The sequence below is a fragment of the Streptomyces sp. NPDC001020 genome (assembly GCF_053599115.1).
On the sequence record NZ_JBSFLQ010000001.1, the window covers coordinates 289,548 to 313,840 of the forward strand.

General features: G+C 70.4%; 19 protein-coding genes, 1 tRNA gene and 2 pseudogenes. 9 read left to right on the forward strand and 13 right to left on the reverse strand.

Annotated elements, in window-relative coordinates; genetic code table 11:
* Entirely contained in the window at positions 1–264 is a 264-nt protein-coding gene (locus ACWDEX_RS01280; protein WP_450461030.1) for a hypothetical protein, read from the reverse strand.
* 10 nt (positions 265–274) lie between these two features.
* Between ACWDEX_RS01280 and ACWDEX_RS01285 the strand changes: the two genes are divergently transcribed.
* From ACWDEX_RS01285 to ACWDEX_RS01300, 4 genes are all read left to right on the forward strand, one after another.
* Positions 275–2,575, forward strand: coding sequence for a tetratricopeptide repeat protein (locus ACWDEX_RS01285; protein WP_450461031.1), 2,301 nt, complete (start codon positions 275–277; stop codon positions 2,573–2,575).
* 3 nt (positions 2,576–2,578) lie between these two features.
* Positions 2,579–3,874, forward strand: coding sequence for a protein phosphatase 2C domain-containing protein (locus tag ACWDEX_RS01290; RefSeq protein ID WP_450461032.1), 1,296 nt, complete (start codon positions 2,579–2,581; stop codon positions 3,872–3,874).
* 124 nt (positions 3,875–3,998) lie between these two features.
* The gene (locus ACWDEX_RS01295) at positions 3,999–5,369 is read left to right on the forward strand and encodes a VWA domain-containing protein (protein WP_450461033.1); all 1,371 of its coding nucleotides are present in this window, start codon (positions 3,999–4,001) and stop codon (positions 5,367–5,369) included.
* A 96-nt stretch (positions 5,370–5,465) separates the two neighbouring features.
* On the forward strand, positions 5,466–6,755 hold the full coding sequence (locus ACWDEX_RS01300) for an FHA domain-containing protein (RefSeq protein ID WP_450461035.1): 1,290 nt from the start codon (positions 5,466–5,468) through the stop codon (positions 6,753–6,755).
* 247 nt (positions 6,756–7,002) lie between these two features.
* On the opposite strand, the gene ACWDEX_RS01305 is transcribed toward ACWDEX_RS01300, so the two are convergent.
* Positions 7,003–7,983 carry a methyltransferase domain-containing protein gene (locus ACWDEX_RS01305; protein ID WP_450461036.1) on the reverse strand — a complete coding sequence of 327 codons (981 nt, stop codon included), beginning with the start codon at positions 7,981–7,983 and terminating at the stop codon, positions 7,003–7,005.
* Positions 7,984–8,146: 163 nt separating this feature from the next.
* On the opposite strand from ACWDEX_RS01305, the gene ACWDEX_RS01310 reads away from it, so the two are divergent.
* Complete coding sequence (locus ACWDEX_RS01310; RefSeq protein WP_450461037.1) at positions 8,147–8,560, forward strand: globin; 414 nt, start codon at positions 8,147–8,149, stop codon at positions 8,558–8,560.
* A gap of 9 nt (positions 8,561–8,569) precedes the next feature.
* Here ACWDEX_RS01310 and ACWDEX_RS01315 read toward each other — a convergent pair whose 3' ends face one another.
* Genes ACWDEX_RS01315 through ettA form a run of 3 tightly spaced genes read right to left on the reverse strand, consistent with a single transcriptional unit; the run spans position 8,570 to position 11,330 of the window.
* Entirely contained in the window at positions 8,570–9,256 is a 687-nt protein-coding gene (locus tag ACWDEX_RS01315) for a hypothetical protein (RefSeq protein WP_450461038.1), read from the reverse strand.
* Entirely contained in the window at positions 9,253–9,663 is a 411-nt protein-coding gene (locus tag ACWDEX_RS01320; RefSeq protein ID WP_450461039.1) for an acyl-CoA thioesterase, read from the reverse strand. The genes ACWDEX_RS01315 and ACWDEX_RS01320 overlap by 4 nt, the downstream gene beginning before the upstream one ends.
* Positions 9,664–9,665: 2 nt before the next feature.
* On the reverse strand, positions 9,666–11,330 hold the full coding sequence (ettA, locus tag ACWDEX_RS01325) for an energy-dependent translational throttle protein EttA (protein ID WP_450461040.1): 1,665 nt from the start codon (positions 11,328–11,330) through the stop codon (positions 9,666–9,668).
* A gap of 241 nt (positions 11,331–11,571) precedes the next feature.
* Here ettA and ACWDEX_RS01330 point away from each other — a divergent pair, with 241 nt between their 5' ends.
* Positions 11,572–12,084 (forward strand): hypothetical protein, encoded by a 513-nt coding sequence (locus ACWDEX_RS01330; protein WP_450461041.1) that lies wholly within the window; start codon positions 11,572–11,574, stop codon positions 12,082–12,084.
* 161 nt (positions 12,085–12,245) lie between these two features.
* On the opposite strand, the gene ACWDEX_RS01335 is transcribed toward ACWDEX_RS01330, so the two are convergent.
* From ACWDEX_RS01335 to ACWDEX_RS01350, 4 genes are all read right to left on the reverse strand, one after another.
* The gene (locus ACWDEX_RS01335) at positions 12,246–13,655 is read right to left on the reverse strand and encodes a Cys-Gln thioester bond-forming surface protein (protein ID WP_450461042.1); all 1,410 of its coding nucleotides are present in this window, start codon (positions 13,653–13,655) and stop codon (positions 12,246–12,248) included.
* A 283-nt stretch (positions 13,656–13,938) separates the two neighbouring features.
* Entirely contained in the window at positions 13,939–14,427 is a 489-nt protein-coding gene (locus tag ACWDEX_RS01340) for a single-stranded DNA-binding protein (protein ID WP_450461043.1), read from the reverse strand.
* Between the two features lie 253 nt (positions 14,428–14,680).
* Positions 14,681–16,741 (reverse strand): GTPase, encoded by a 2,061-nt coding sequence (locus tag ACWDEX_RS01345; RefSeq protein WP_450461044.1) that lies wholly within the window; start codon positions 16,739–16,741, stop codon positions 14,681–14,683.
* Between the two features lie 4 nt (positions 16,742–16,745).
* Complete coding sequence (locus ACWDEX_RS01350; RefSeq protein WP_450461045.1) at positions 16,746–18,392, reverse strand: dynamin family protein; 1,647 nt, start codon at positions 18,390–18,392, stop codon at positions 16,746–16,748.
* Positions 18,393–18,661: 269 nt separating this feature from the next.
* Between ACWDEX_RS01350 and ACWDEX_RS01355 the strand changes: the two genes are divergently transcribed.
* A tRNA-Arg gene (locus tag ACWDEX_RS01355) sits at positions 18,662–18,734 on the forward strand.
* A 268-nt stretch (positions 18,735–19,002) separates the two neighbouring features.
* Here ACWDEX_RS01355 and ACWDEX_RS01360 read toward each other — a convergent pair.
* The 3 genes from ACWDEX_RS01360 to ACWDEX_RS01370 all read right to left on the reverse strand — a co-directional run bounded on the left by ACWDEX_RS01360 (position 19,003) and on the right by ACWDEX_RS01370 (position 22,043).
* Positions 19,003–19,767 (reverse strand): metallophosphoesterase family protein, encoded by a 765-nt coding sequence (locus tag ACWDEX_RS01360; RefSeq protein ID WP_450461046.1) that lies wholly within the window; start codon positions 19,765–19,767, stop codon positions 19,003–19,005.
* A gap of 412 nt (positions 19,768–20,179) precedes the next feature.
* Positions 20,180–20,725, reverse strand: coding sequence for a DoxX family protein (locus tag ACWDEX_RS01365; protein WP_450461047.1), 546 nt, complete (start codon positions 20,723–20,725; stop codon positions 20,180–20,182).
* A gap of 166 nt (positions 20,726–20,891) precedes the next feature.
* Positions 20,892–22,043, reverse strand: coding sequence for a PP2C family protein-serine/threonine phosphatase (locus ACWDEX_RS01370; protein WP_450461114.1), 1,152 nt, complete (start codon positions 22,041–22,043; stop codon positions 20,892–20,894).
* A 492-nt stretch (positions 22,044–22,535) separates the two neighbouring features.
* Between ACWDEX_RS01370 and ACWDEX_RS01375 the strand changes: the two are divergent.
* Together ACWDEX_RS01375 and ACWDEX_RS01380 are read left to right on the forward strand one after the other, a co-directional pair.
* Positions 22,536–23,000: pseudogene (locus ACWDEX_RS01375) on the forward strand (alpha/beta hydrolase); the annotation flags it as partial.
* Positions 22,973–23,683, forward strand: a pseudogene (locus ACWDEX_RS01380) (D-2-hydroxyacid dehydrogenase family protein); the annotation flags it as partial. The pseudogenes ACWDEX_RS01375 and ACWDEX_RS01380, both read left to right, overlap by 28 nt.
* Positions 23,684–23,729: 46 nt before the next feature.
* Here the strand turns inward: ACWDEX_RS01380 and ACWDEX_RS01385 are convergent.
* Positions 23,730–24,029 carry a hypothetical protein gene (locus ACWDEX_RS01385; protein ID WP_450461048.1) on the reverse strand — a complete coding sequence of 100 codons (300 nt, stop codon included), beginning with the start codon at positions 24,027–24,029 and terminating at the stop codon, positions 23,730–23,732.
* Between the last annotated feature and the right edge of the window lie 264 nt (positions 24,030–24,293).

Here is a 24,293-nt window from a genome sequence, read left to right on the forward strand (position 1 = left end):
TCAGGCAGGGCAGAACTGCCAGCGGCCCGGCTGCGACGGAACGTACGAGGACGTCGGCGGCGGCGAGCTGTACTGCGACACATGTGGTCTGGCGCCGGTCGTCTCGGCGAGCGGGATGGTCGCCTCGCCGGCCACGGGGATCACCGTGGCAGGCCGGAGTTCGCGCGGTTCGGAAAGCACCGGCTCGCGCTCCAGTTCCCGTACGTCGGCGCGGTCGTCCCAGTCCCGGCGCTCGGTGTCGGGCCGGCTGACCGGCAGGACCACCAGCCGATCGGTGTCGGTACGCAGTTCCGGTACGGGGTCCGGGACGTCCGGACGCAGCCGGCTGGGCCTCGGTCTGGTGCGGGTCCCGGATGTGCCCCGGCCCGACCCCCGCGCGATGGTGCTGGAGAACCCCGAGGTACCCGAGCGCAAGCGGTTCTGCTCGCGCTCGGACTGCGGGGCCCCGGTGGGGCGTGCGCGCGGCGAGAGGCCGGGGCGCACGGAGGGGTTCTGCACCAAGTGCGGCCACCCCTACTCGTTCGTGCCGAAGCTGCACTCGGGGGACGTCGTCCACGGCCAGTACGAGGTCGTGGGCTGCCTCGCGCACGGTGGGCTCGGCTGGATCTACCTGGCCGTGGACCGGGCGGTCTCCGACCGGTGGGTGGTCCTCAAGGGTCTGCTGGACACCGGTGACCAGGACGCGATGGCCGCGGCGATCTCCGAGCGGCGCTTCCTCGCCGAGATCGAGCACTCCAACATCGTGCGCATCTACAACTTCGTGGAGCACCTCGACCAGCAAACCGGCTCGCTCGACGGCTACATCGTCATGGAGTACGTCGGCGGCAAGGCGCTCAAGGAGATCGCCAACTCCCGTCGTACAGCGGACGGAAGGCGCGATCCGCTGCCGGTGGAGCAGGCGTGCGCGTACGGCATCGAGGCGCTGGAAGCGCTCGGCCACCTGCACAGTCGCAACCTGCTGTACTGCGACTTCAAGGTCGACAACGCGATCCAGACCGAGGACCAGCTCAAGCTGATCGACATGGGCGCGGTGCGCAGGATGGACGACGAGGAGTCGGCCATCTACGGCACGGTCGGCTACCAGGCGCCGGAGGTCGCGGAGGCCGGGCCGTCGGTGGCGAGCGACATCTACACGGTCGCGCGTACCCTCGCCGTGCTCACCTTCGACTTCCAGGGCTACACGACCGTCTTCGTGGACTCCCTGCCCGACCCGGACACCATCGAGGTCTTCCGTAAGTACGAGTCCTTCTACCGGCTGCTGGTCCGCGCCACCGACCCGGATCCGGCCCGCCGGTTCGCGTCCGCACAGGAGATGTCGGAGCAGCTGACCGGAGTGCTCCGGGAGGTCGTCGCCCTCCAGACGGGCCGCCCGCGGCCCGCCCTGTCGACGTTGTTCGGTCCCGAGCTCAGGGTCACCGACACGGAGTTGTTCACGACGCTGGACGGGGACGTGTCACGGCTGGGCGCGCGGGTGGTGCCGACGCGGCGCCGCCGTGGGACGGACGGCGGCGCGCTTCCCGCGGCGCCGGGCACGGCGGGCCAGGGCCCCGCCGCCCCTGGAGGCTCGCTCGGTTCCCCCGCCGGACCTGCCGCGCTGCCGGGCGGCCGGGCCGGCGAGGCCACGAACGGCCTCGTCAAGCCGCTCGACACCGTCGCCGCCGCCCTCGCCCTGCCGGTCCCGCACGTCGACCCCGGTGACCCCAACGCCGGTTTCCTCGCCGGTCTCATGGCCTCCGCGCCCGCGGAGCTGATCGCCGCGCTGCGCGCCGCGCCGGGCGCCTCCCTGGAACTGCGGCTGCGCGAGCTGCGGGCCCAGCTGGAAATGGGCGAGACGGCCAACGCGGGCCGGGCCGTCGCCGCCCTGGAGGCCGACCACGCCGACGACTGGCGGGTCGTCTGGTATCGCGGTATCACCGCGCTCGTCACCGGCGACCACGAGTCGGCCGCGCTCTCCTTCGACGCGGTCTACGACGCGTTCCCCGGAGAGCCCGCACCCAAGCTGGCGCTCGGCCTGTGCGCGGAGGTCCTCGGCCAGCTCGACAACGCGGCCGAGTACTACCGCCTCGTCTGGACGACCGACCCCAGCTATGTCAGCTCGGCGTTCGGCCTGGCCCGCGTGCAGCTCGCCGCCGGTGACCGACACGGCGCCGTCCACACGCTGGAGTCGGTACCGGAGGCGTCCATCCACTACACCGCGGCCCGCGTCGCCGCCGTACGGGCGCGGCTGCGAAACCGTACGGGCCAGGGCCAGGGCTCCACCTTCCTGGACGACCTCGTGGCCGCAGCGGGGCAGGTCCAGGCGCTCGAGGCGTACGGCCTGGACGCCGTGCGCCGTGAGCAGTTGTCCACAGAGGTCCTCGGCTGCGCCCTGGACTGGGTACTCTCCGAAAACCCGAGTTCTGCGCCGACCGCGGCGACCGGCCGGGCGCTGCTCGGCAGCGAACTGGACGAACGCGGCCTCCGTTTCGGCCTGGAGCGCTCGTACCGGACGCTGGCCAGGCTCGCGCAGGGCGGCGAGGAGAGGATCGACCTGGTGGAACGCGCAAACCGTTACCGCCCCCGAACGTGGGTGTGATCGATGTCGCAAATGCCCCAATCCACGGCCCTTTCGAGGTGCCCCAGTTGCGAGGAGCCCGTTGAGTCGGGTGACCACTTCTGCGGCGCCTGCGGGTACGACCTGTCCATGCTGCCCGACCCGCCACAGGACTCCCCGACGCTGACCGTGAACGGCGCGGCGGCGCAGGTCGCCTCGGTGGCGCCGCCCGACAGGCGGGGCGCGGACTCCGACGGCTCCGAACCGCCCGCCGCGCCCGCCACCCAGGGCGTACGGCTCGGCCGTCCTGAGCCCGAGGACTACCACCTGGCCTCCCCCGAGCCCCCGGCGCCGCTCGGAGAGGGCGCGTCCCCTCACCGGCCCGTCGACCCGCGCACCGCCATGCCGCCGACGCCCCCCGCCGGTACGAAGATCTGCGTGGCCTGCCGTGCGGGCACCGTGGACAGCGACGGCTACTGCGAGAACTGCGGCCACGCCCAGCCACGCGAACGTGACCACATGGAGCAGGAGTTGGACGCGGTAGCCGCGGTCAGTGACCGGGGCCTGCGCCACCATCGCAACGAGGACGCGTTCGCTGTCTCCCGGACCGCGCTGCCCGACGGCTCGCCCGCAGTCGTCGCGATCGTCTGTGACGGAGTCTCCTCGGCGACCCGGCCCGACGAGGCCTCCCTCGCCGCTTCACGGGCGGCCAACCAGGCGCTGCTGGAGACCCTTCCGCTGGGCACGCACCCCCAGCAGGCCATGCACGAGGCGATCGTCGCCGCCTCGCACGCCGTCAACGCGCTGGCCATAGAGCCGGAGACGGCCCAGGAGCACGCCCCGCACCAGAACGCGCCCGCCTGCACCATCGTCGGCGCCGTCATCACCTCCCGTCTGCTCGTCGTCGGCTGGGTCGGCGACAGCCGTGTCTACTGGGTCCCGGTGGACCGCGCCGCGCCCGCGGCCCGGCTCACCGAGGACGACTCGTGGGCCGCGCAGATGGTCGCCGCGGGCCTGATGAGCGAGGCCGAGGCGTACGCCGACGAGCGCGCCCACGCGATCACGGGCTGGCTCGGCGCGGACGCGTACGAACTGGAGCCACACACCGCTTCGTTCAAACCGGACGGGCCGGGTGTCGTGGTGGTGTGCACCGACGGGCTGTGGAACTACGCGGAGGGCGCCGAGGAGATGGCCGAGGTGGTGCCGCTCGACGCCGACCGGCACCCACTGCACAGCGCCCAGGTTCTGGTGGGTCACGCGCTGGACGGCGGGGGCCACGACAACGTAACAGTGGCGGTCCTCCCGTTCCCGGCCCCGTCGCCGGGGGCAGGATCCGCCTGAAGGGCGTCCCCCGGACAGTCCTGCGGCCGACGGGGGCCGACCCCAGGACCGGCGGGGACCGGTCCGTAACCAGCCGTCACCCCGCAGCTCCGGGGGTGTTCTTCGAGGGGGATCAAAAGAAGGCATGGCTAATTTCTCGAAGTCGAACGTGCCGCAGTTCTCGGTGGACGTCTACCAGAACGAGTACCTGCCGGAGGGCGGCAGCGAGGTCAACGCCATCGTGACGGTGACGGCGACCGGCGGCGGCACGATCGGATCCGCGGTCACGGCGCCCCACCTCTACTCGCCGGGGCAGGGCCCGGCCGCCGCTGTGGCGATCATGGTCGACTGTTCCGGGTCGATGGACTACCCGCCGACCAAGATGCGCAACGCGCGCGACGCGACGGCCGCCGCCATCGACACGCTGCGCGACGGCGTGCACTTCGCGGTGGTCGGCGGCACCCATGTGGCCAAGGAGGTCTACCCGGGCGGCGGCCGGCTCGCCGTCGCCGACGCGACCACCCGTGGCCAGGCCAAGCAGGCGCTGCGCAAGCTCAGCGCGGGCGGCGGCACCGCGATCGGCACCTGGCTGCGGCTGGCCGACCGACTGCTGTCCTCGGCGGACGTTCCCATCCGGCACGGCATCCTGCTCACCGACGGCCGCAATGAACACGAGTCACCCACGGACCTGAAGGCCGCGCTGGACGACTGTGCCGGCCGTTTCACGTGTGACGCGCGTGGAGTGGGCACCGACTGGGAGGTCAAGGAGGTCACGGGAATCGCCTCCGCGCTGCTCGGCACCGCCGACATCGTCGCCGATCCGGCAGCCCTGACCGCCGACTTCACGCAGATGATGGAGACGGCCATGGGCAAGGAGGTCGCGGACGTCTCGCTGCGCGTGTGGACACCCGTCGGCACGCAGATCAAGTTCGTGAAGCAGGTGGCGCCCACGGTCGAGGAGCTGACCGACCGCCGGGTCGACGCGGGCCCGCGCGCCGGTGACTACCCGACCGGCTCCTGGGGCGACGAGTCCCGCGACTACCACGTGTGCGTCCAGGTCCCGCCGGCCGGCATCGGTCAGGAGATGCTCGCGGCCCGCGTCTCGCTGGTGATCCCGCAGGGCGGCTCGAGCGGAGCCGAGGGTGGCGGAGGAACCGCCCACAGCCTCGGTGCCCAAGGGCTCGTACGGGCGGTGTGGACCGACGACATGACGGCGTCCACCTCGCTCAATCCCCAGGTCGCCCACTACACGGGCCAGGCCGAACTGGCACATGCCATCCAACAAGGGCTGGACCTCCGCAAAGCGGGCGACTTCGACGGCGCAACGGCCAAACTGGGCCGAGCCGTTCAGCTCGCCAGCGCTTCGGGGAACGCGGATACTGCGAAACTGCTTGCGAAGGTGGTGGACGTGGTCGATGTCGCGACAGGTACTGTGCGACTGAAGGCGAAGGTCGAGGAGGCCGACGAGATGACACTCGAGACCCGGTCGACAAAGACTGTTCGCGTGAAGAAGTGACGTAACAAGATCCGACAGCAACGAGCCCAGCCCCCAGGGGTTGGAGAACCCACGCCGGTCACCGAGACCGGACGAAGGAGAGGGGGACGCGCCGACATGCCGACCTGCCCGAACGGACACCAGTCGGGTTCCGACGACTGGTGCGAGGTCTGCGGTCACCGTATGGCCGGTGCCGTACCCCCGCCGCCACCCCCACCGCCCGCCGCCGGTTACGGCTATCCGCCGCCGGGTTCGCCGCCGCCTCCTCCGGGCGTGGGCGGTCAGCCCGCGGGACGCCCGCATCTGTCCGCCGTGCCGGACCCCGAGCCGGAACTGTGCCCGCAGTGCCGCACGCCCCGCGAGGGCGGCGCCCCGTTCTGCGAGGAGTGCCGGTGGAACTTCCTGACCAACAAGGCGACCTCGTACACCCCGGCCGCACCGCGCCCGCCGGCGCCGAACCCGGCGCTGCGCTTCGCGCAGGGCGGCCAGACAGGGCCCAACCCCGACTCGTACGACTACCGCGGCTCCCGGCCCTCTCAGGTGAACCGTCCCGCGGAGCCGATCCCGCCGGGCCCGCCGTTCGGCAGCGAGCCGTCCGGACCCACGCCCTTCGGCGGGGACTCCCCGCACCCGCCCGCCTTCGGGACCGATCCGTCCCGTCCCGTCCCGCCGCCGCCCGGGCCCACACCTGGTGGCCACGGTGCGCCCGGTGGTCCTCAGGCCGTAGCGCCGACGGGCCCGCAGGCCTTCCAGCCGGGCGGCCCGCCTCCCACCTTCCAGCGGCCCGCTCCGCCTCCCCCGCCGCCGACCCAGAGCTTCCCGCCGCCGGCCGCTCCGCCGCACCCCGACGGCGCGTCCCCCGGCGGCGATGACGACGACTGGGTGATCTCGCCGCCCTCGTCCTCCCCGACGCCCGGGATGCCCGGCGGTCAGGGTGGCGGCTACGGCTACCCACAGCCCGCCTCCGTCCAGACCCCGCCCGGCCCCCACCAGGGACAGCAGGCGACCTGGACCGCGACCGTCGGCCCGGACCGCGAGTACTTCATGGCGATGATGCAGCGCTCCGGCCCCGAGGCCGCGGGCCTGAACCTGCCGGCGTACTCCCCGGAGCAGCAGCGCACACTCACCGGCAATCAGATCACCATCGGCCGCCGCCGCCACTCCACCGGCGACACCCCGGACATCGATCTGTCAGTGCCGCCGGAGGACCCGGGCGTCTCGCACCAGCACGCGGTCCTGGTCCAGCAGCCGGACGGTTCCTGGGCGGTCGTCGACCAGAACTCCACGAACGGTACGACGGTCAACGGCGCCGAGGAGCCCATCCAGCCCTTCGTGCCGGTCCCCCTGCAGGACGGGGACCAAGTGCACGTGGGCGCGTGGACGACGATCACGATCCGCCGGGGCTAGGGCGTGTTTCGAAAGTCCCGCCTGCCCCGCGGCGTCTGGCACGCGCTCCCCCAAGCTCTTCGAGCAGGGGGGACCCCCAGCCGCGTTGTCGGGATCACCCTCGTACGCCCAGTACGAGGACGACCCTCCGCCTTGCGATCGCACGCACCAGACGCCGCGGGGCCCGCCCTGACGGGCGGACGACGGGACTTTCGAAACACGCCCTAGTACCGAGGCAGGCAATAGGTGACGCTACGGGGCAATACGGCTATTGCCCCGGCAGCGGCCAGGTGTACGGCCCCTCCGGGGCGTCCAGCCACGCCCAGGAGCGGTCGCCGCTGACCGTGATCCCGAACCGCTCGCGCGCAGGCTGCTGCTCGCGCTCCCACAGGGTGTAGGCCTCGTACGGGTCGAGGCTGCCGGCCGTCAGGGTCAGCAGGAACCGCAACAGTTCGCTGCTTCGGGCCCGGCGCGGCAGCCCGCCCGGATCGGGCGGCTCGGGCCGCATGCCGCCGCGCAGCGGCACGAAGTAGGCGGGCGTGCGCAGGAAACGCCCCTCGGCGTGACGTGCGTCTCGCACCCGCAGGGCGATCAGCCCGGTCGAGAAGGGCGCGAGGATGCGCGCACCCGGATGGCACTGCGCCAGCCACGCGGCGGGGATCGTGTTCAGCGTGCAGGTCGCGATGATCCGGTCGTAGGGGGCGCGTGCCGGTACGCCGCGAGCACCGTCACCCGTGACCACGGCCGGGTGGTAGCCCGCGGCGACAAGGTGCTGCCGAGCGGACTCGGTGATCTCCGGATCGAGATCGATGGTGGTGACCAGGTCGGCGCCGAGGCGGTGGGCGAGCAGGGCCGCGTTGTAACCGGTGCCGGCGCCGATCTCCAGAACGGCCGTCCCGTCCTGGACCCGCAGTTCGGTCAGCATCGTCGCCATCAGGGAGGGTTGGCTGCTGGAGGAGACCAGCTCACCGTCACGCATCCGGGTGGCCAGCGGGGTGTCGGCATACGCGCCGCGTAGCCACTCCTCTCGGCGCCGCGGATCGGGGTCGCCGCTCCAACGGCGCTCGTAACCGCCCGGAACGCCGATGAAGTAGTAGGGCACGAAGAGATGGCGCGGCACCGCCGCGAACGCCTCCCGCCAGCGGGGATCGGCCTGCCAGGCTCCGCTCGCGTCGATCTCCCGCACGAGTTCCGCCCGCGCCGACGTGGCGAGGTCCTCCAGAGCGTGATCGAGAGCGTGCGCGGTCATACCTCCACTGTGCTTCGGGCGGTGGCCGGGGGCGAGCATTACGGACGAAATATAGGGCAATTGAGGCATTCCGGGCTCCGTCGCTTGGTGGCCGGCCGGAACTCCTGGTGCTGTCACGGTCCTGGTCCTAGGCCCGGAGACCTCGGTCGCGGTGTCTGAGACCATGGATGATGTGACAGAGATTCGGCGCGGCACGCTTCAGGAGCAGACCTTCTACGAGCAGGTCGGCGGGGAGGAGACCTTCCGCCGCCTCGTTCACCGTTTCTACGAGGGAGTCGCCGGGGACCCGCTCCTGCGGCCCATGTACCCGGAGGAGGACCTGGGGCCGGCCGAGGAGCGCCTCACGCTGTTCCTGATCCAGTACTGGGGCGGCCCGACGACGTACAGCCAGAAACGCGGCCACCCCCGGCTGCGCATGCGCCACGTCCCGTTCACCGTGAACAAGGCCGCCCATGACGCCTGGCTGAAGCACATGCGGGTCGCCGTCGAGGAGCTCGGCCTCTCCGAGGAGCACGAGCACACGATGTGGAACTACATGACGTACGCGGCCCAGGCGATGCTGAACGCGCCCGACTGAACCGTCGGGTCAGCGGACGCTGACGTCCAGGGCACCGAGTCCCGCCCGCCGTACGGCGATCGAGCCGTACGGTGTGCGCAGCCTGAGCCACGCACCCGACGAGAACAGCCCCAGCGGCTCCTCGCCGGGTGCCAGTGGGGCGGGACGCAGGAAGCCCAGCGACTGCGCGGCGTGCACGGCTCGCACCGGGAGCCCCGTGGCCCCCACCGTGCGGGACCAGATCTCCCGGCCGATCCGGTCGAGCGCGACTCGCGTCCGCTGCTCGGGGCCCAACTCCTCCGTACGGGAACGGAATTCGGCCACCGCCGCGGACACGGTCGCCCGCAGGGCGTCGGGCTCCGGAAGGTCCGGTACCGTCTGCCAGCCGCCGCGTGGCGGAAGGACCCCGGACCACGGCGGTCCGGTGACGGCATCCGGCACGGTCGCCGTGGCCGCCGCCTCGTCCACGGACTCCAGGAGTTCACCCGCCGAAACGGTCACGTCGAGCCGGACGTCCAGCCCCTTCTCGTACGGCTTGGCGAGCCGCACCGCGCGGATGGCGAGCACCTCGAACGACGGTGGCCGCCCGAACACCGCCAGCGTCGTACCGGCCGCCTGCAGACGCACCGCGGCGCCACGGTCGTAGTGGATCAGCCTGGCCAGGAAGGCGGACAGGTCCGCCGCCTCCCCGTCGTCGGTGAGCTGGAGCACCGTCATGCGGCGACGGCCTCCTCCTTGTCGCCCGTGTACTCCCGGAGGAACTCGCGCTCCTCAGCGGTGATCCGGCGCGGCCGCTGTGCCTCGAAGTCGAACGGCACTATCACCGTCGAGGCCCGGACGTAGATCTGGTCCGGGTCCTTGACCTCGTAGGCGAGCGTGAAGGACGCGGCCTTGATCTCCGTGACCCACAGCTCGATGTCCACCGGCGCGTGCCGATGGACCAGTTGCCGCTTGTAGTCGATCTCATGGCGCGCCACCACGGACCCCTGCTTGAACTCCTGGTCCGGGCGGAACAGGAAGTCGATACGGGCCTCCTCCAGGTAGCGGAGGAACACCACGTTGTTGACGTGGCCGTAGGCGTCCATGTCCGCCCAGCGCAGCGGGCAGCGGTAGATGTGCCGCAAGATCAGCCCCGGGTCAGCTTCTTGTGGGTGGCACGGTGCGGACGGGCGGCGTCCGGGCCGAGCCGCTCGATCTTGTTCTTCTCGTACGACTCGAAGTTGCCCTCGAACCAGAACCACTTGGAGTCGCCCTCGTAGGCGAGGATGTGCGTGGCCACGCGGTCCAGGAACCACCGGTCGTGGGAGACGACGACGGCGCAGCCCGGGAACTCCAGAAGGGCGTTCTCGAGCGAGGACAGCGTCTCCACGTCCAGGTCGTTGGTGGGCTCGTCGAGCAGCAGCAGGTTGCCGCCCTGCTTCAGGGTGAGCGCGAGGTTGAGGCGGTTGCGCTCACCGCCGGACAGGACGCCGGCCGGCTTCTGCTGGTCCGGGCCCTTGAAGCCGAACGCGGACACGTACGCACGCGACGGCATCTCGACGTGGCCGACGTTGATGTAGTCCAGGCCGTCGGAGACGACCTCCCACAGCGTCTTCTTCGGGTCGATGTTCTCGCGGCTCTGGTCGACGTAGGAGATCTTGACGGTCTCGCCGACCTTGATCGAACCGGTGTCGGGCTGCTCCATGCCCTGGATCATCTTGAACAGCGTGGTCTTGCCGGCGCCGTTCGGGCCGATGATGCCGACGATGCCGTTACGCGGCAGCGTGAAGGACAGATTGTCGACGAGGACCTTCTCCCCGAAGGCCTTGTTGAGCTGGTCCACCTCGACGACGATGTTGCCCAGGCGCGGGCCCGGCGGGATCTGGATCTCCTCGAAGTCCAGCTTCCGCATCTTGTCGGCCTCGGCGGCCATCTCCTCGTAGCGGGCCAGACGCGCCTTGGACTTGGCCTGCCGCCCCTTGGCGTTGGAGCGGACCCAGTCCAGCTCCTCCTTGAGGCGCTTCTGCCGCTTGGCGTCCTTCTGGCCCTCGACCTTGAGGCGGGTCGCCTTGGTCTCGAGGTACTTGGAGTAGTTGCCCTCGTAGCCGTGGAGGCGGCCGCGGTCGACCTCGCAGATCCAGCCGGCGACGTTGTCCAGGAAGTACCGGTCGTGGGTGACCGCGACGACGGTGCCCTCGTACTTGGCCAGGTGCTGCTCCAGCCAGTTCACGGACTCGGCGTCGAGGTGGTTGGTGGGCTCGTCGAGCAGCAGCAGGTCGGGCTGCTCCAGGAGGAGCTTGCACAGCGCGACGCGGCGCTTCTCACCGCCGGAGAGGGTGGTGACGGGCCAGTCGCCGGGCGGGCAGCCCAGGGCGTCCATGGCCTGCTCCAGCTGGGAGTCCAGGTCCCACGCGTTGGCGTGGTCGAGGTCCTCCTGGAGCTTGCCCATCTCCTCCATCAGCTCGTCGGTGTACTCGACCGCCATCTGCTCGGCGATCTCGTTGAACCGGTCGAGCTTGCCCTTGATCTCGGCGACACCCTCCTGGACGTTCTCCAGGACGGTCTTCTCCTCGTTCAGCGGGGGCTCCTGAAGCAGGATGCCGACGCTGTAGCCGGGGGTCAGGAACGCGTCACCGTTCGACGGCTGCTCGAGACCCGCCATGATCTTGAGGACGGTCGACTTACCGGCGCCGTTCGGGCCGACGACGCCGATCTTCGCACCCGGCAGGAAGTTCAGGGTGACATCGTCGAGAATCACCTTGTCGCCGTGCGCCTTGCGCGCCTTGCGCATGGTGTAAATGAACTCAGCCAAGAGAAACCGTCCGGCAGCTTGAAATCTGGCAGTGGGCAGATACACCCCATCTTGCCTGACCGCCACCCCTGAGCGGAAACCCGTCCGGCCAAGTGGCTCTGACCTGGGGTTTCGCTAGCGGTCCGCTGAGACTGGGGCCTGACACAGGTGCGGCGCGCCGCCTCTTCGAGAGCCGACCGGCCAGATTGGTATCGCGCCACGGCGGACATGCGTTACCGAAGGAGAGAGAAGGAGTCTCCGCATGTCACACCGTCCCGCGACGAGGCCCGAGGCCACCTGGCTGGCCAGGTGGGCGGGAGTTCTGCTGTGCCTCGCAGTGGCCGCCATCCATGTCGTGGACCAAGGCGGCATCTCGACGACGAGAGATCCCTACTATGTCGGCGTCGCCTACCACGTCCTGGAGATCGCGGCCGTGGTCGCCGCCATGCTGCTCCTCATCGGCCTCGTCCGACTGGGATGGCTGCTGGCAGTCGGGGTCGCCGTCGGCCCCCTGCTGGGCTACGTCCTGTCCAGGGGACCGGGACTGCCCTACTACAGCGACGACGTCGGCAAGTGGACGGAACCGCTCGGGTTGGTCAGCCTGGCCGTCGAAGGGGCCCTGCTCCTGTTGTCGGTGCCGCTCTTCGTGCGAAGCCTGCGCCGTAGAACCTTGACGTTATCCACGACCAAGGTTCAGCCCCGGAGAAACCCCCTCCTGAGTCGGCCCTTCATCCTGTGCCCCGGCAAGGACTCGAACCTACGACCAAGCGCTTGAATCGAGTGGCGAGGAGGGAGGATCGGCTGCCCGGCTGATCCGTAGGTGCGAGGTCACATCTACGGGCGCTGAACGACCGTCCGGCCGGCCGCCCCACCTCTCACGCTCCGGTTCCCCTCCCCCTGACGAGAGAGGGGAACCCTGTACGTCGCCATCGCCGCTCAGTCCTGTGATGGCGTCTTCTTCGCGCGGACCAGGAGGAGGGCGGCGCCGCCTATGACGACCAGACCGATGGCCGTGCCCGCGATGAGCGGGGTCGCGGTCGACGCGCCCGTCTCGGCGAGGTTGGTGTCCACGGCCGTCATGCCGCCCCCCGTCGCCGGACTGGGCTCACTGAGCGTCTGCGTGGTCAGGCCGCTCACGCTTCCCCCGGTCTTGCAGTCGAGAACGCCCTTGAACCGCCTCTCATAGCCGCCCGGCCCCTCGATCGTGAAGTCGTAGGCCTGGTCCTCCTGCAACGGGATCGTCACCGTCTGCGACTTCCTGGCCGCTATGGTGTGCTCGGCCCCCATCAGCGCGAACGTGAACGGCTCGTCACCCTTGTTCACCGCGGTGATGTCCACTCCGCCCTTGGCGCAGTTCTGCTCGGCCGACAACGCGGGTATCGCGCCCGTCGCGGCCCAGTTCGCCGTCGCCGTCGCCGAGACGGTCGACTCGCTGGAACCGGCGAGTATCTGCGTCTGACTGCGGGTCTCGGAGGCGAAGGCCCGGCCGACCGGCACAGTGGTCGATGCCTGTAGGGACAGCTCGACCCAACCGTCCTGCGCCTTCTCGGGCACCTCGAAGAAGATCCGGCTGCCGTCACGCGCAGACGTGATCTTCTTGCCCTTTCTGTCGACGATCTTCACGCCGCTCGCCGTGGCATCGGCCGGTCGCCTCACCGTGGCACTGTCGGCGTTCGTGTGCACCGTGACCGGACCGAGCCGCTCACCCGGGTGACCCGAGACCGCGGGCGGGTCCAGAGTCAGGGAAGCAGCGGGCTCCGGGAGGTTCCGCGCGTTCTTCTCCAGGTAGTCCGCGAGCTTCTCCGCCCGCGGGTCGACCGCGTCCACGTCGGCGCCGTCCGAGTAGCGCCAGATCGCCACCTGCGTACCGGCTGCCGCGTCCTGCTCCGTGAGACCCTTGACACCGGCCCGGTCCGCCAGCGCCCCCAGATCGTTCACCTGCGGGTAGGAGTTCCGCAGGATCCAGCGGATCTTGCCGGCGTTCTTGTTGCCGCTCAGGGATGTACCGCTCCAGGGCGTCTCGTGGTACTTGGCGTCCTTCTGCGTCGGGGTGTGGATGTCGATGCAGTAGGTCTGCAGGGTGCCGCCGTTGTCGACGGACATCTCGAACAGGCCTGCCGGCACCCGCTCATCCTTACCGCCGTTATGGATGACGGCGGCACCGTACGTCTTGAGGCCACCTAGTGTCGCGGTCGCACCTCCCCCGCTCTGCGATGTCCCGTCGGCGGCCGCCACGCCCGCGGTGGTCAGCAGGCCCGCAGCGACGAGCCCGGAAACCAGCGTCGCGACGGCGAGGCGGGCGGTCCCGCGCCTGCACGCGGACAGCGCAGAATGCGAAGAAAACACAGAATTCCCCTTCGAGCAGGACCCGTTGACATGGGGGGTACGGTCCCACCAGCAGAATCAGAAGCTCCGAGAGCTATGCCCGGCATCCTAGGGACGCGCTGCACCTCACCCCTGCGGTCACATCGTCAGACCGCTGATCCGACTCGGAATCGTTATCGCTCTCACGGCCTGCGAGCTGCACTTATCGACAAATCCACGAGGGCCGTTCAAGCCTTGTCGATACATTCCCCTCATAGAAGGCAGACCGGGCATGACGGGCGAATTGCATCCCGGGTGGCTGACATCACGTCACCTTGACTGCTTCCGCGCTCCGTTGACCTGTCATCTGCGGCTGATCCGTCGTCTCGGGCCGACTTGTCGGTTCGGTCTCCCAGTTGGGCTCGGGCTGTGGTGACGCCCCAGGGTGTGCCTCGGTCCTGACCGACCGCCGGAACGCGGAGGTGCCGCGTGACAGATCGTGGCCGATCGCCACCGCGTCGAGATCCGCCGACAGCCAGCCCTGCCCGTCCCGCTGCTCGGTCCGCACCTTCAGCCGCCCCTGCACGACGAGCGGATCGCCCACGGCCACGGACGCCGCGACGTTCGTGGCGAGCGAGCGGCGGACCCACACCGTGAAGAAGTTCGTGTGCCCATCCGTCCACACGTTCTTCTCGCGGTCCAGATACCGTGCCGTCACCGCAAGCCGGAATCGTGCCGTGGGCCCCGTCGGCGACTCCCGGTACACCGGTTGCGTGGCCACATTGCCGACCACGCACACCATCGTCTCGTTCATAACCCCTCCCTCGCCCCGGCTCCCGTGCCGGGCCGGAACACGTACGGGCCCGTCCCGTACGGCTGCGTCTTCCGCGGCGGCCACGCCATGTCGCACACCGCCAGCGGACGGCGACCGCGTTCGCCGCGATCACCGCCAGATCAGACTGCCTCCGTTGGTCCGAGCCCGCTGAGTCCTGTGGGCTACCGCCCGGTTGTGGACAACTCCGTCACCCGAACAAGAACCTCCGCTCTGTCCCGCCTCCGGGCGGGACTCACCCCACCCGCGCCCCCGCTCCGCCCCCCGTGACCTTCGCGTACTGCTCCCGAACCTCCTGGTACCGCAGCAGCTCCGCCGCCACCGGATCGAGCACCCGGGCCCGCCCGCACGCGGCGGCCGCGTCCCGCAAGCGCCGTTCCGCCTCGAGCCCATACCGCCGGGCCGGGGCGCGCGCAGCCATCCTGCAGCTCCACTCGATGACCGGACCGCCGACGACGCCGACCGCCATCAGCAGCATCGGCAGCCCCAGGTTCGGCGACATGAATCCGATGATCCGCCCCAACAACCACAGCGTTCCGATGACTTGGAGAAGGGTCATCGACGCCTGGGCAAGCACGGTGGCGCGCCACCAGCCGGGCCGGGGCGGCCGCTCCGGCGGCGCGGCCGCCCGCACCGCCAGTTCGTCCAGCGCCTCCGGCAACTCATGTGCGCCACGTACCGCGGCCTCGCGCACCGCCTGGGCCCATGGCGCGGGCAGCCCGCCCGCGGCCCGGTCCGCCACCGTCCGTGCAGCCTGCTCGACGCGCTGACGAGCGGTCGCCTCCTCGTCCACGGGCGCAGGCGCCGGCAGCCGTCCCGTGGAGGGTCCACGCCGGTCCTGGCACCACCGCCACAACCGCAGCCAGGGCGTGCCGCACGCGCGGTTGGCATGGCGCAGCCAGGCGCGCTCGGCGGCCTCGCCCGCGGCGGTCGCGCCTACCGCGTCCGCCAGTCGCTCGGCGAACTCCTCGCGCGCCTCCTCGCTGAGGCCCGTGCGCTGCCCTGTCGCATAGACGGGCCGCAGCCGGGCCGCGGCCGCGTCCACGTCGGCGGAGATCCGGCGCGCAGCCGCCCCCCGCTCGGTCACGAACTGCCCGAGTGCCTCGCGCAGTTCACCCACGCCCTCCCCGGTGAGCGCGGACAGCGCCAGCACGGTCGCGCCCGGCTCTCCGTACTCCCCCAGAGCGATCCCGTCCCCGTCGAGCAGCCGACGCAGATCGTCGAGCACCTGGTCGGCGGCCTCGCCGGGAAGCCGGTCCACCTGGTTGAGGACGACGAACATGACCTCGGCGTGCCCGGCCAGGGGCCGCAGATAGCGCTCATGGAGAACGGCGTCGGCGTACTTCTCGGGATCGACGACCCAGATGACCGCGTCGACCAGAGCGAGGATGCGGTCGACCTGCTCCCGGTGCTGCACGGCCGCGGAGTCGTGGTCGGGCAGGTCGATCAGGACGAGCCCGCTCAGCTGCGACTCGCCGTCCGCGTTCTGCACGGGGCGCCGACGCAGCCTCCCGGGGATGCCGAGCCGGTCGATGAGGGTGGCGGCGCCGTCGCTCCAACTGCACGCGATCGGCGCGGCGGTGGTCGGCCTGCGCACGCCGGTCTCCGAAATGGCCACCCCGGCCAGCGCGTTGAAGAGTGTCGACTTTCCACTGCCGGTGGCGCCCGCGACCGCGACCACGGTGTGCTCCCCGGAGAGCCTGCGGCGCTCGGCGGCCGCGTCCAGGACCCGGCCCGCCTCGACGAGCGTGCGGCTGTCCAGTCGGGTCCGCGACAGGCCCACCAGCTCACGCAGCGCGTCCAGCCGCGACCGCAAGGGCCCGTCGTACGCCAGGGGCTCGGGCTGTCTTACGGCCGTACCGCGGGGCCCCACGATCGCGGCCGGCTCGTGTGCGGAAGCCGTCTCGGGCATGCGTCTGGCGATCAGCCCGTCGTCCCAGACAGGCCCGGTCTCGGCGTGTTCCACGAGATCGTCCCGCTTCACGCACGCGTGGAGGTCATCGTCCTCCACGCGTGCGTGCGTGGGCCCGGCCGCCGCGGAGGCGGCTACGGAACCGTCCCGTTCGCCAGTGTCCGCGTCCACGTCATCCGGCGCACCCGCCTCACCCGTCACGCTGGTAAGCCCGACATCGCACCCGCCGCGCGCGTGCTCACCGTCGTCTCCGTGTTCGGTGGTGGCGGGCTCTTCGCAGGGAGCGGTCCCGCGCCGCTCGTCCTCGGGCCGCTCGCCGGCCACGTCCGAGGGCTCACCCTGGGGATGCTCGGCATGGTCCGTGTGATCAGTGACGGCAGTCACCGGGTCACCTCTCCTTCTCCAGTACGGACAGCGCGGCGATGAGTTCGGCCTGGGGCTCGGCGCGGACGTCGAGGGCATCGAGTGGGGCGAGACGGCGCTCGCGTTCGGTGCGCAGGGCCCGGTCGAGGTACTCGGAGAGCAGTCGGGCGGCTCGGGCGCGCAGTCGCAGCGCTCCTTGCGCTCCGATCCGCTCGGCGAGCCCCTCCCCTGCCTCCTTTGCCCGGTTTCCGCCGAGGAGAGCCGTGGCGACCAGGGCGGCCACCACCTCGGCGTCCGGGGCGACGCTCTTCTCGAGGTCGCGCACCTCGTCCTCGGCGTACTCCTCGAGAACGCGCCGCCAGCGTCGTACGGTCATCCCGATCCGGTGCCCGGCGCTCTCCTGGGCGGGGTCACAGGTCATCAATTCGGGTGCATTTGCCGCTGGTTCGCACCGCCAAACCTTGTCGATGCGCTCGTCGGCGGCGGTGACGGCGCACAACAGCAGGGTGCCCAGGCCCTCGACGAGGGCGTCCATCAGTTCACCGGCGCTGCAGTCGAGCGGATAGCTGCGCCACCGCTTCAGCGCGTCGCCGGAGAGGACGGCTCCGGCCTCCAGGCGGTCCAGTACGCGCGCGTACTCGCCGTCGTAGGCGGTGTCGACTGCGGCGGTGAGCCGCAGCGCGGCGGCGTACTGGGCGGCTGCGGCGCCGGCCAGCTCGGGCATGCGGGACTTCAGGGAGTCCAGGGCGCCGTGTGCCGTACGGGCCATGGCGGTCTGCCGAGCTGCTGGGTCCTGTACCTGGCCCACGAGCCACTCGCGCAGGGACGCGACGGCGGTGGCGGGCAGAAGCCCCCCGCCCCAGGCGGACTCGGGCAGCTCGGGCACGGTGAAGCGCGGCACATCACCGAGCCCGGCCTTGGCGAGCAGGGCGCCGTACTGCCGGGAGACTTCCGAGATCACCTGGTGCGGGACCCTGTCGAGCACGGTGACGAAGGTCGCCCGCTGTTCCTTGGCGGTCCGCAGCAGGTGCCAGGGCACGGCGTCGGCATACCGGGCGGCCGTCGTGACCAGGACCCAGATGTCGGCCGCGCAGATCAGCTCGGCGGCGAGGGTCCGGTTGCCGACGACCAGGGAGTCGATGTCGGGAGCGTCCAGAAGGGCGAGCCCCTGCGGAATGGTGTCGGCGGTCTCGATGCGCAGCACCGGCTTCTGGCGAACGGCGACTCCATGCAGTTCGTCGCCGGAATCCTGGTGGGGCACCCACACGCGGGCGAGGTCGGGAAGGACGCGCATGCCACTGAACCAGTGGTGGTCCTGGGGGTGGCAGACGAGCACGGGCACACGGGTGGTGGGCCGCAGCACACCGGCCTCGCTGACCTTGCGACCCACAAGGGAATTGACGAGAGTCGACTTGCCGGCTCCGGTGGATCCACCGACGACGGCCAGCAAGGGCGCTTCGGGCTCCCTCAGCCGGGGCACCACGTAGTCATCGAGCTGCGCGAGAAGCTCGTCCCGGGTGGCACGCGCGCAGGGCGCCCCCGCCAGGGGCAGCGGGAAGCGTGCGGCGGCGACACTGTCGCGCAGAGCGGAGAGTGCTTTGAGCAACTGAGGCCGTACGTCCAAGGTCACCACATGCGAAGAATGCCCAATTTTGATTGGTTTCTGAAGCATATGGGGCTGTCTGCGCGCCGACAGGACACACAGGACGGAAGGGACGACTGGGACGCAGGCATAACGAGTGCACAACACCCGCGGCGCGAGGCGTCAAAAGCGGTGCACAATTCGCACCTGCCTGCGATTATCAGGACCGCTTCACCGAACCTCCACATCGAGCCACGGAGGCGAAGCACCAGGAACAAGGAGTCGGGAGCCCTATCCTTGTCCCCGGCGAGGTCACGGATCGGCCCACACCCGGGCACCATGCCAGGCCACCAACACCGGCCCCCGTAGCTCAGTGGATAGAGCAGGCGCCTTCTAAGCGCTTGGCCGCAGGTTCGAGTCCTGCCGGGGGCGCCGAGCGACGCCCTCCCATCGGGAGGGCGTTTTGCTGGTCAGAGCGGGTGCAACATGAGCAGAGGGGTGCCGGACCCTCCCCCGGTGATCGCAAGGAGCGTCCGGCACCGTCCGGCTGTCACCGGGTTTCTGCGGCACTGCGGTGAATACGCGGGGAAGTTCCCCGGGCGCCGTCAGGCGATCTCGGGCAGCTCGGGAAGGCCCCCTGCGGCTCGTCAGGGCGCACTCTGCCGTGGCGATCGCCACCCATCAGGCCGACGCTGTCAGGTCAGGAGGCGGCCCGGCCGTCCCGGGGGCCAAACGTGCGGACCGCCTCGGCGTCCGTGGTAACCGCCCGGATGTAGTGCTCCGCCCAGGCGCGACAATCGTGGTAGCCCGACTCCCTGACCACCCGGTCCACGGCTCCGTCGACGTCGAAGGAAGTGTGCCGCAGCTGCACCTGCCCGCTGTGCAGCAGGGCCCAGGAGCTGCCGGCCCTGCCGTACGGCATGCCGATGCTGCCAGAGTTGACGACCAGGCGCTCGTCTACGAGTCGCATGAACGGCATGTGGGTGTGCCCGCACACCATGGTCCGTACATCGTCGGGCAGTTCAGCGAAGACTTCCGCCCAGCGGTCCAGGCGGGTGTCGACGAGGACGACCTCGTCGTCGGCTCGCGGCGTCCCGTGGCAGAAGACCACCTTGCCGAAGCCGTCGACCTCCATGGTCACCGGGTGGGGGAGGTCCGCCAGGAACTTCACGTCCTCCTCCCGCAGCTGCTCGGCGGCCCATAGGTCGACTTCCCACGCCTGGTCGGCCGGGAACTCTCCCCGCGCCATCTGGGCAAGCTCCCGATCGGCGTTGCCGCGGACCAGGACCGCCTTGTCGCCGAGCGCGCGCAGCCGGTCCAGTACCTCGACCGGCTGCGGACCGGCCGCGTGGTCACCGGTTACGACGATCAGGTCGGCCGCCATGACATCGGGCTCGTCCAGCACCGCCTCCAAGGCAGGCAGCACACCGTGGATATCGGACAGGACCGCGACACTTGCGACCATCGGGCTACCTCTCGAAGACATCGGGCATCGGGATTCGGGCGGACGCTGGGCATTCTCCCCGGCGCGAGAAGGCAGCACCGCCTTTTGCCTCCGCGCGGCCGGCGCCGATCCAGTCGAGGAGAGCGGCGGCCTGGACCGAGCACAGTCTTGACCAGGTCCGTGCCTCCGGGGCCGCCCGTGGGCCGTGCGCGGCGGACTGGCATCGCCAGATGATGACAACGAGTCCCGGCCTCCCCTCGCGAACTGTCCTTCGCCCGCGCAGGATCGAAGGCCGCTCGCCGGATCTCCGACGCACGAAGCACAGCCCGGCTCGCGTGCGGCTCGCGCGGCGGTGCGGTCGGCTCTGTCTGCCACACTCGCGTTTCACCGGGGCGCTCAGACTGAAGGAGGTATTGCGGGGGACGGCGGCGGCTCAGTTGCGAATGAGTAGGACGAGGCCGGCGAGCACGACGGCGAGCGCCACAGCGGCGGCTCCGTATACCAGTCGGTGCGCGCGCAGTCCGGGCAGGAAACGGTCGGCGGCGATCCTGCCGGGCCCGGTGAGGGCGAGTCCGGCCGCACCGGCGGTCAGCAGAACTTCGTACTCGACGCCCTGGGGGGCGAAGAAGCCGCCGCCCCACTTGACGGCCAGGGCGTTGATCATCGTGCCGAGGACGGCGGCGCCGGCGAGCGGCGTCAGCAGGCCGATTACCAGCCCGAGCCCGCCGAGGGTCTCGCTCAGTCCGGCGATCACGGCCATCGTCTCGCCCGAGGGATAGCCGCTCATCGTGAAGAACTGGCCAGTGCCCTTAAGACCCCCGCCGCCGAACCAGCCGAACAGCTTCTGCGCACCGTGCGCTGCGACGGTCAGTCCGAGAACAATGCGGACAATCAACAACCCGACGTCGTAGGCGTGCGGCGAGGCGCCCTCGGCGACAGCGGAGGGGGAGGCGATGGAGCGGGTGAGAGTGGAAGCCATGGGGAGCAGATCTTTCTGAAAGGGACGACGCTGATCACTTGAACATTCAAGCTCCTGCCCCTTCAGCATAGCCGATATATGAAACTTCAACTATCCCTACGCTCGTCCTAAGCGCTTGGCCGCAGGTTCGAGTCCTGCCGGGGCCGCCGAGCGACGCCCTGGCGGCTCAGGTCTCGGGACCGTTCCAGTCCAGGCAGATGGCGGTGGCGTCGTCCGCAAGGTGCCCGCGGCCGGCGTCGGTGACCGCGGCGGTCAGAGCGCGTACGACCTCACGAGGGTGGTCGGTGGCGGTGTCGCAGATGAGGCTGGGCAGATCGACGGCTTCCGCCTGGCGTTCTTGCATGCCGTCGGTGTAGAGCACGAGGCGGTCACCAGACCGCAGATCGAGATCCTGTACCTGGTACTGGGCGGGCCGCTGCAGGCTGAAGGGCTGGTTGACGGCGAGCGGCAGCTCCTCGACCGCGCCTTCGCGCAGGCGCAGTGGCCAGGGATGGCCGGCGTTGACGATCTGTGTGCCGGCGCCGTTCAGCGCGATGCGCAACAGCTGGCCGGTGGCGAAGGCGCCGCGGCCGTGGTCGACGCATGCCTGGTGGACCTGGCGGGCCTGTTCGGCCAGGTCGGCTCCGGCGCGGCGGGCCCCACGCGAGGCGTTGACCAGGAGGGTCGCCATGAGGGCGGCATCGACGTCGTGGCCCATGGCGTCGGTGATGGAAAGGTGCAGCGTGTCGTAGTCGAGGGCGTAGTCATAGGTGTCGCCGGCGCAGCTGTCGGCGGGGACCAGGGTTGCGGCGAGGGTGAACTCGGGAGCTTCGCACGTGGGAGCTGTGGGCAGGAGCTGGCGCTGGATCTCGGCGGCCAGGGTCAGCGGGGTGGTGCGCTGGCCCCAGTGGTAGAGGTCGGTGAAGCGTCGGTCGGTCACGAGGATGTACGCCAGCGCGTGCGCCGTCTCCTCGACCTGTTCCAGGATGTCCTCCGTCACGCGGGGCAGGACCAGCTCCAGTACGCCGACGGTGTCCCCGCGGTTGGTGACCGGGGCGAGGACCCGCTGGTCCTCCGTGTCGTCCGGCGCCCGCACGAGTTTCTGGGTCCGCAGGACTTCGTCGTAGACGCTGCCTGCCAATGCGATCTGATCAGCACGGCGCCCTCGCTGGCAGTCTTGGTCCTCGCTGACCCGCACTACCTTCCGGCCGATGATGTCGACGAACAGGAGTGAGACGTGCCGTGCACCGAACCGGTCGCTCAGATTGCGTGCCACCACATCGAGGGATGCCGCTGGCGCCGCCTTCTCCGCCTCGGTCAGAATCTCGGCCAGCCACATCCGGCCCTGCGCCACAACAGCCTCCTTGAGTTCTACGGTCTTTCCCGTAGTACCGCAGGCTTCGCAGTTCCAGCCTCTCGCACATGCGTGGCTCAGCGAAAGAACCGATCAAACTTCGCCGTCACGAGCGCAGAGCCCCTGCCAGGGACATGAAAGATGAACGTCACAGCATCGGGCCGGGCCCGTCACAGACGGTCGCCGATCTGCCCGACGGAGCCGAGGCGCCCGTACCGGTCCCAGTCCTGGCCCCGGTCCAGGTCCCGGCCCCAGTCCGGTCCGATCCGGTCCTGCAGGCACTCGCGGGCCGCAGGGCGAGGGCAAGGCGGAGCATCACCCGCGTACTGGATGTACTCCGGTGATGCGACAACACGGGTGGGGTCCCCCTGCTCGAAGAACTTGGGGGACCCCAGAGGTCGCGCTGGGGAAACCCCCGTGACGACAGGGACGTTGACCGGATGGGAGGAGCGGGCCCGATCCGGGAGGCTTCCGCACATGAAGCAGACCAACAGAACACGAGCCGCCTGGATCGCCGTCTCCGCCGCCCTCCTGGGGCTCTCCGCCCCGCTGACCACTTCCGTGTCCGCGTCTGCGGCGGATTCGTCCGAGCGCTCCTCTCTCGAATGGGCCAAATGCGAGGGCAGCGGGCTCGATCCGCGCCAGGAGTGTGCGTCCGTCGAGGTTCCGATGGACTACGCCGAACCCGATGGCCGAAAGGTCGCGATCGCCATCTCCCGTATCCCCAGCGAGAAGCCGGCCGCCCGCCGTGGCGTGCTGTTACTCATCCCCGGTGGGCCTGGCGGGTCCAGTCTCAACGACCCCTCGGGGAAGGGTCAGAAGTTGCCGCAGGAGGTGCGGAACGCCTACGACCTGATCGGTTTCGCGCCGCGCGGCCTCGCCCCCTCCACCTCCGTCACCTGCGGTCTCGACCCGTCATCGACTACGCCGCCGCGGAGGCGCATGGCGTGACCGTGTGTGGCACCGCAAGTTCCTCCACGCCGCCCGTCGAGCTGACCTGGGCGCTGCTGCTCGGGCTCGCGCGCGGCGTCGTCGGGGAGAGCAACGCCCTGCGTGATGGCGGCCCGTGGCAGAGCACCGTGGGCGCGGATCTGTACGGGAGACGGCTCGGACTGCTCGGGCTCGGGAAGATCGGAAGTCGGGTGGCGCGGGTCGGGCTCGCCTTCGGGATGGAGATCGTCGCCTGGAGCCGGCACCTCACCAAGGAGCGCGCGGACGAGGTCGGCGTGGAACTCTCCCCCTCCATGGAGGAGTTGCTCACGAGCAGCGACTTCGTCTCCGTGCACCTCGCACTGGGCGACCGCACCCGGGGGCTGGTCGGCGCACGGGAACTCGCGCTCCTGAAGCGGACCGCCTACCTGATCAACACCTCGCGCTCCGCCATCGTCGACCAGGAGGCCCTGCTCGCGGCCCTGCACGAGGGCCGTATCGCCGGCGCCGGTATAGATGTGTTCGATGTGGAGCCACTACCGGCCGGCCATCCGCTGCGTACCGCCCCGCGCCTGCTCGCCACCCCGCACCTGGGCTATGTCTCTCGGGCCAACTACGCCACGTACTACGGGCAGGCGGTCGAGGACATCCAGGCCTACCTCACGGGGGAGCCGGTACGCCGTCTCGGGGGCTGACCGCACGCCGCGGTCAGTTCTCCCTGGGAGACCCGGGGATACGGGTTCATCGGCTCTGGAGGGGCAGTCCGCCGAGCAGTCGGCCGGGGGCGCCGTCGCGCCGGTTGAGGTCGGCCGCCGTGCTGTTCACAGTGCTGAGCACGGAGTTCTTGTTCTCGGAGTCCAGGGCGTGGGACTGGTGCTGGAAAGGACGCACGTCGAGGTTCCCCCGGGAGGTGAGAGTCTGCAGGGCGTCGTTGAGGTTGGTGGGCGTGGAGCCGGAGGCCTCCGAGGCGAAGGCAGGGGCCGCGGCACCTGCGACGACCAGGGATCCGGCAACGACGGCGGCGGCCTTGAGGGACTTCATCGTGATTCCTTTCTGCGGCGACCCATGTCACCGGGGAGAAGGGGAACTGCGCCCTGGCTAACGAGTCCCCGGGCTCGCGGACACCCGCGCGCGGAAGTGGCGCCCGTGGCCGAAGGCGCGCATGGCGGGCCGGGGCCCTCCCGCCGCGTTCGTCGCCCCTGGTGAGGCACCTTGCCCGGGAATGCCCCCGGTCTCCGGCCGTTCGGAGCAGGAACCGGTCGGCCGCAGAACGCCAGCCGGCCGCCTCCCGTGAGGGATGCGGCC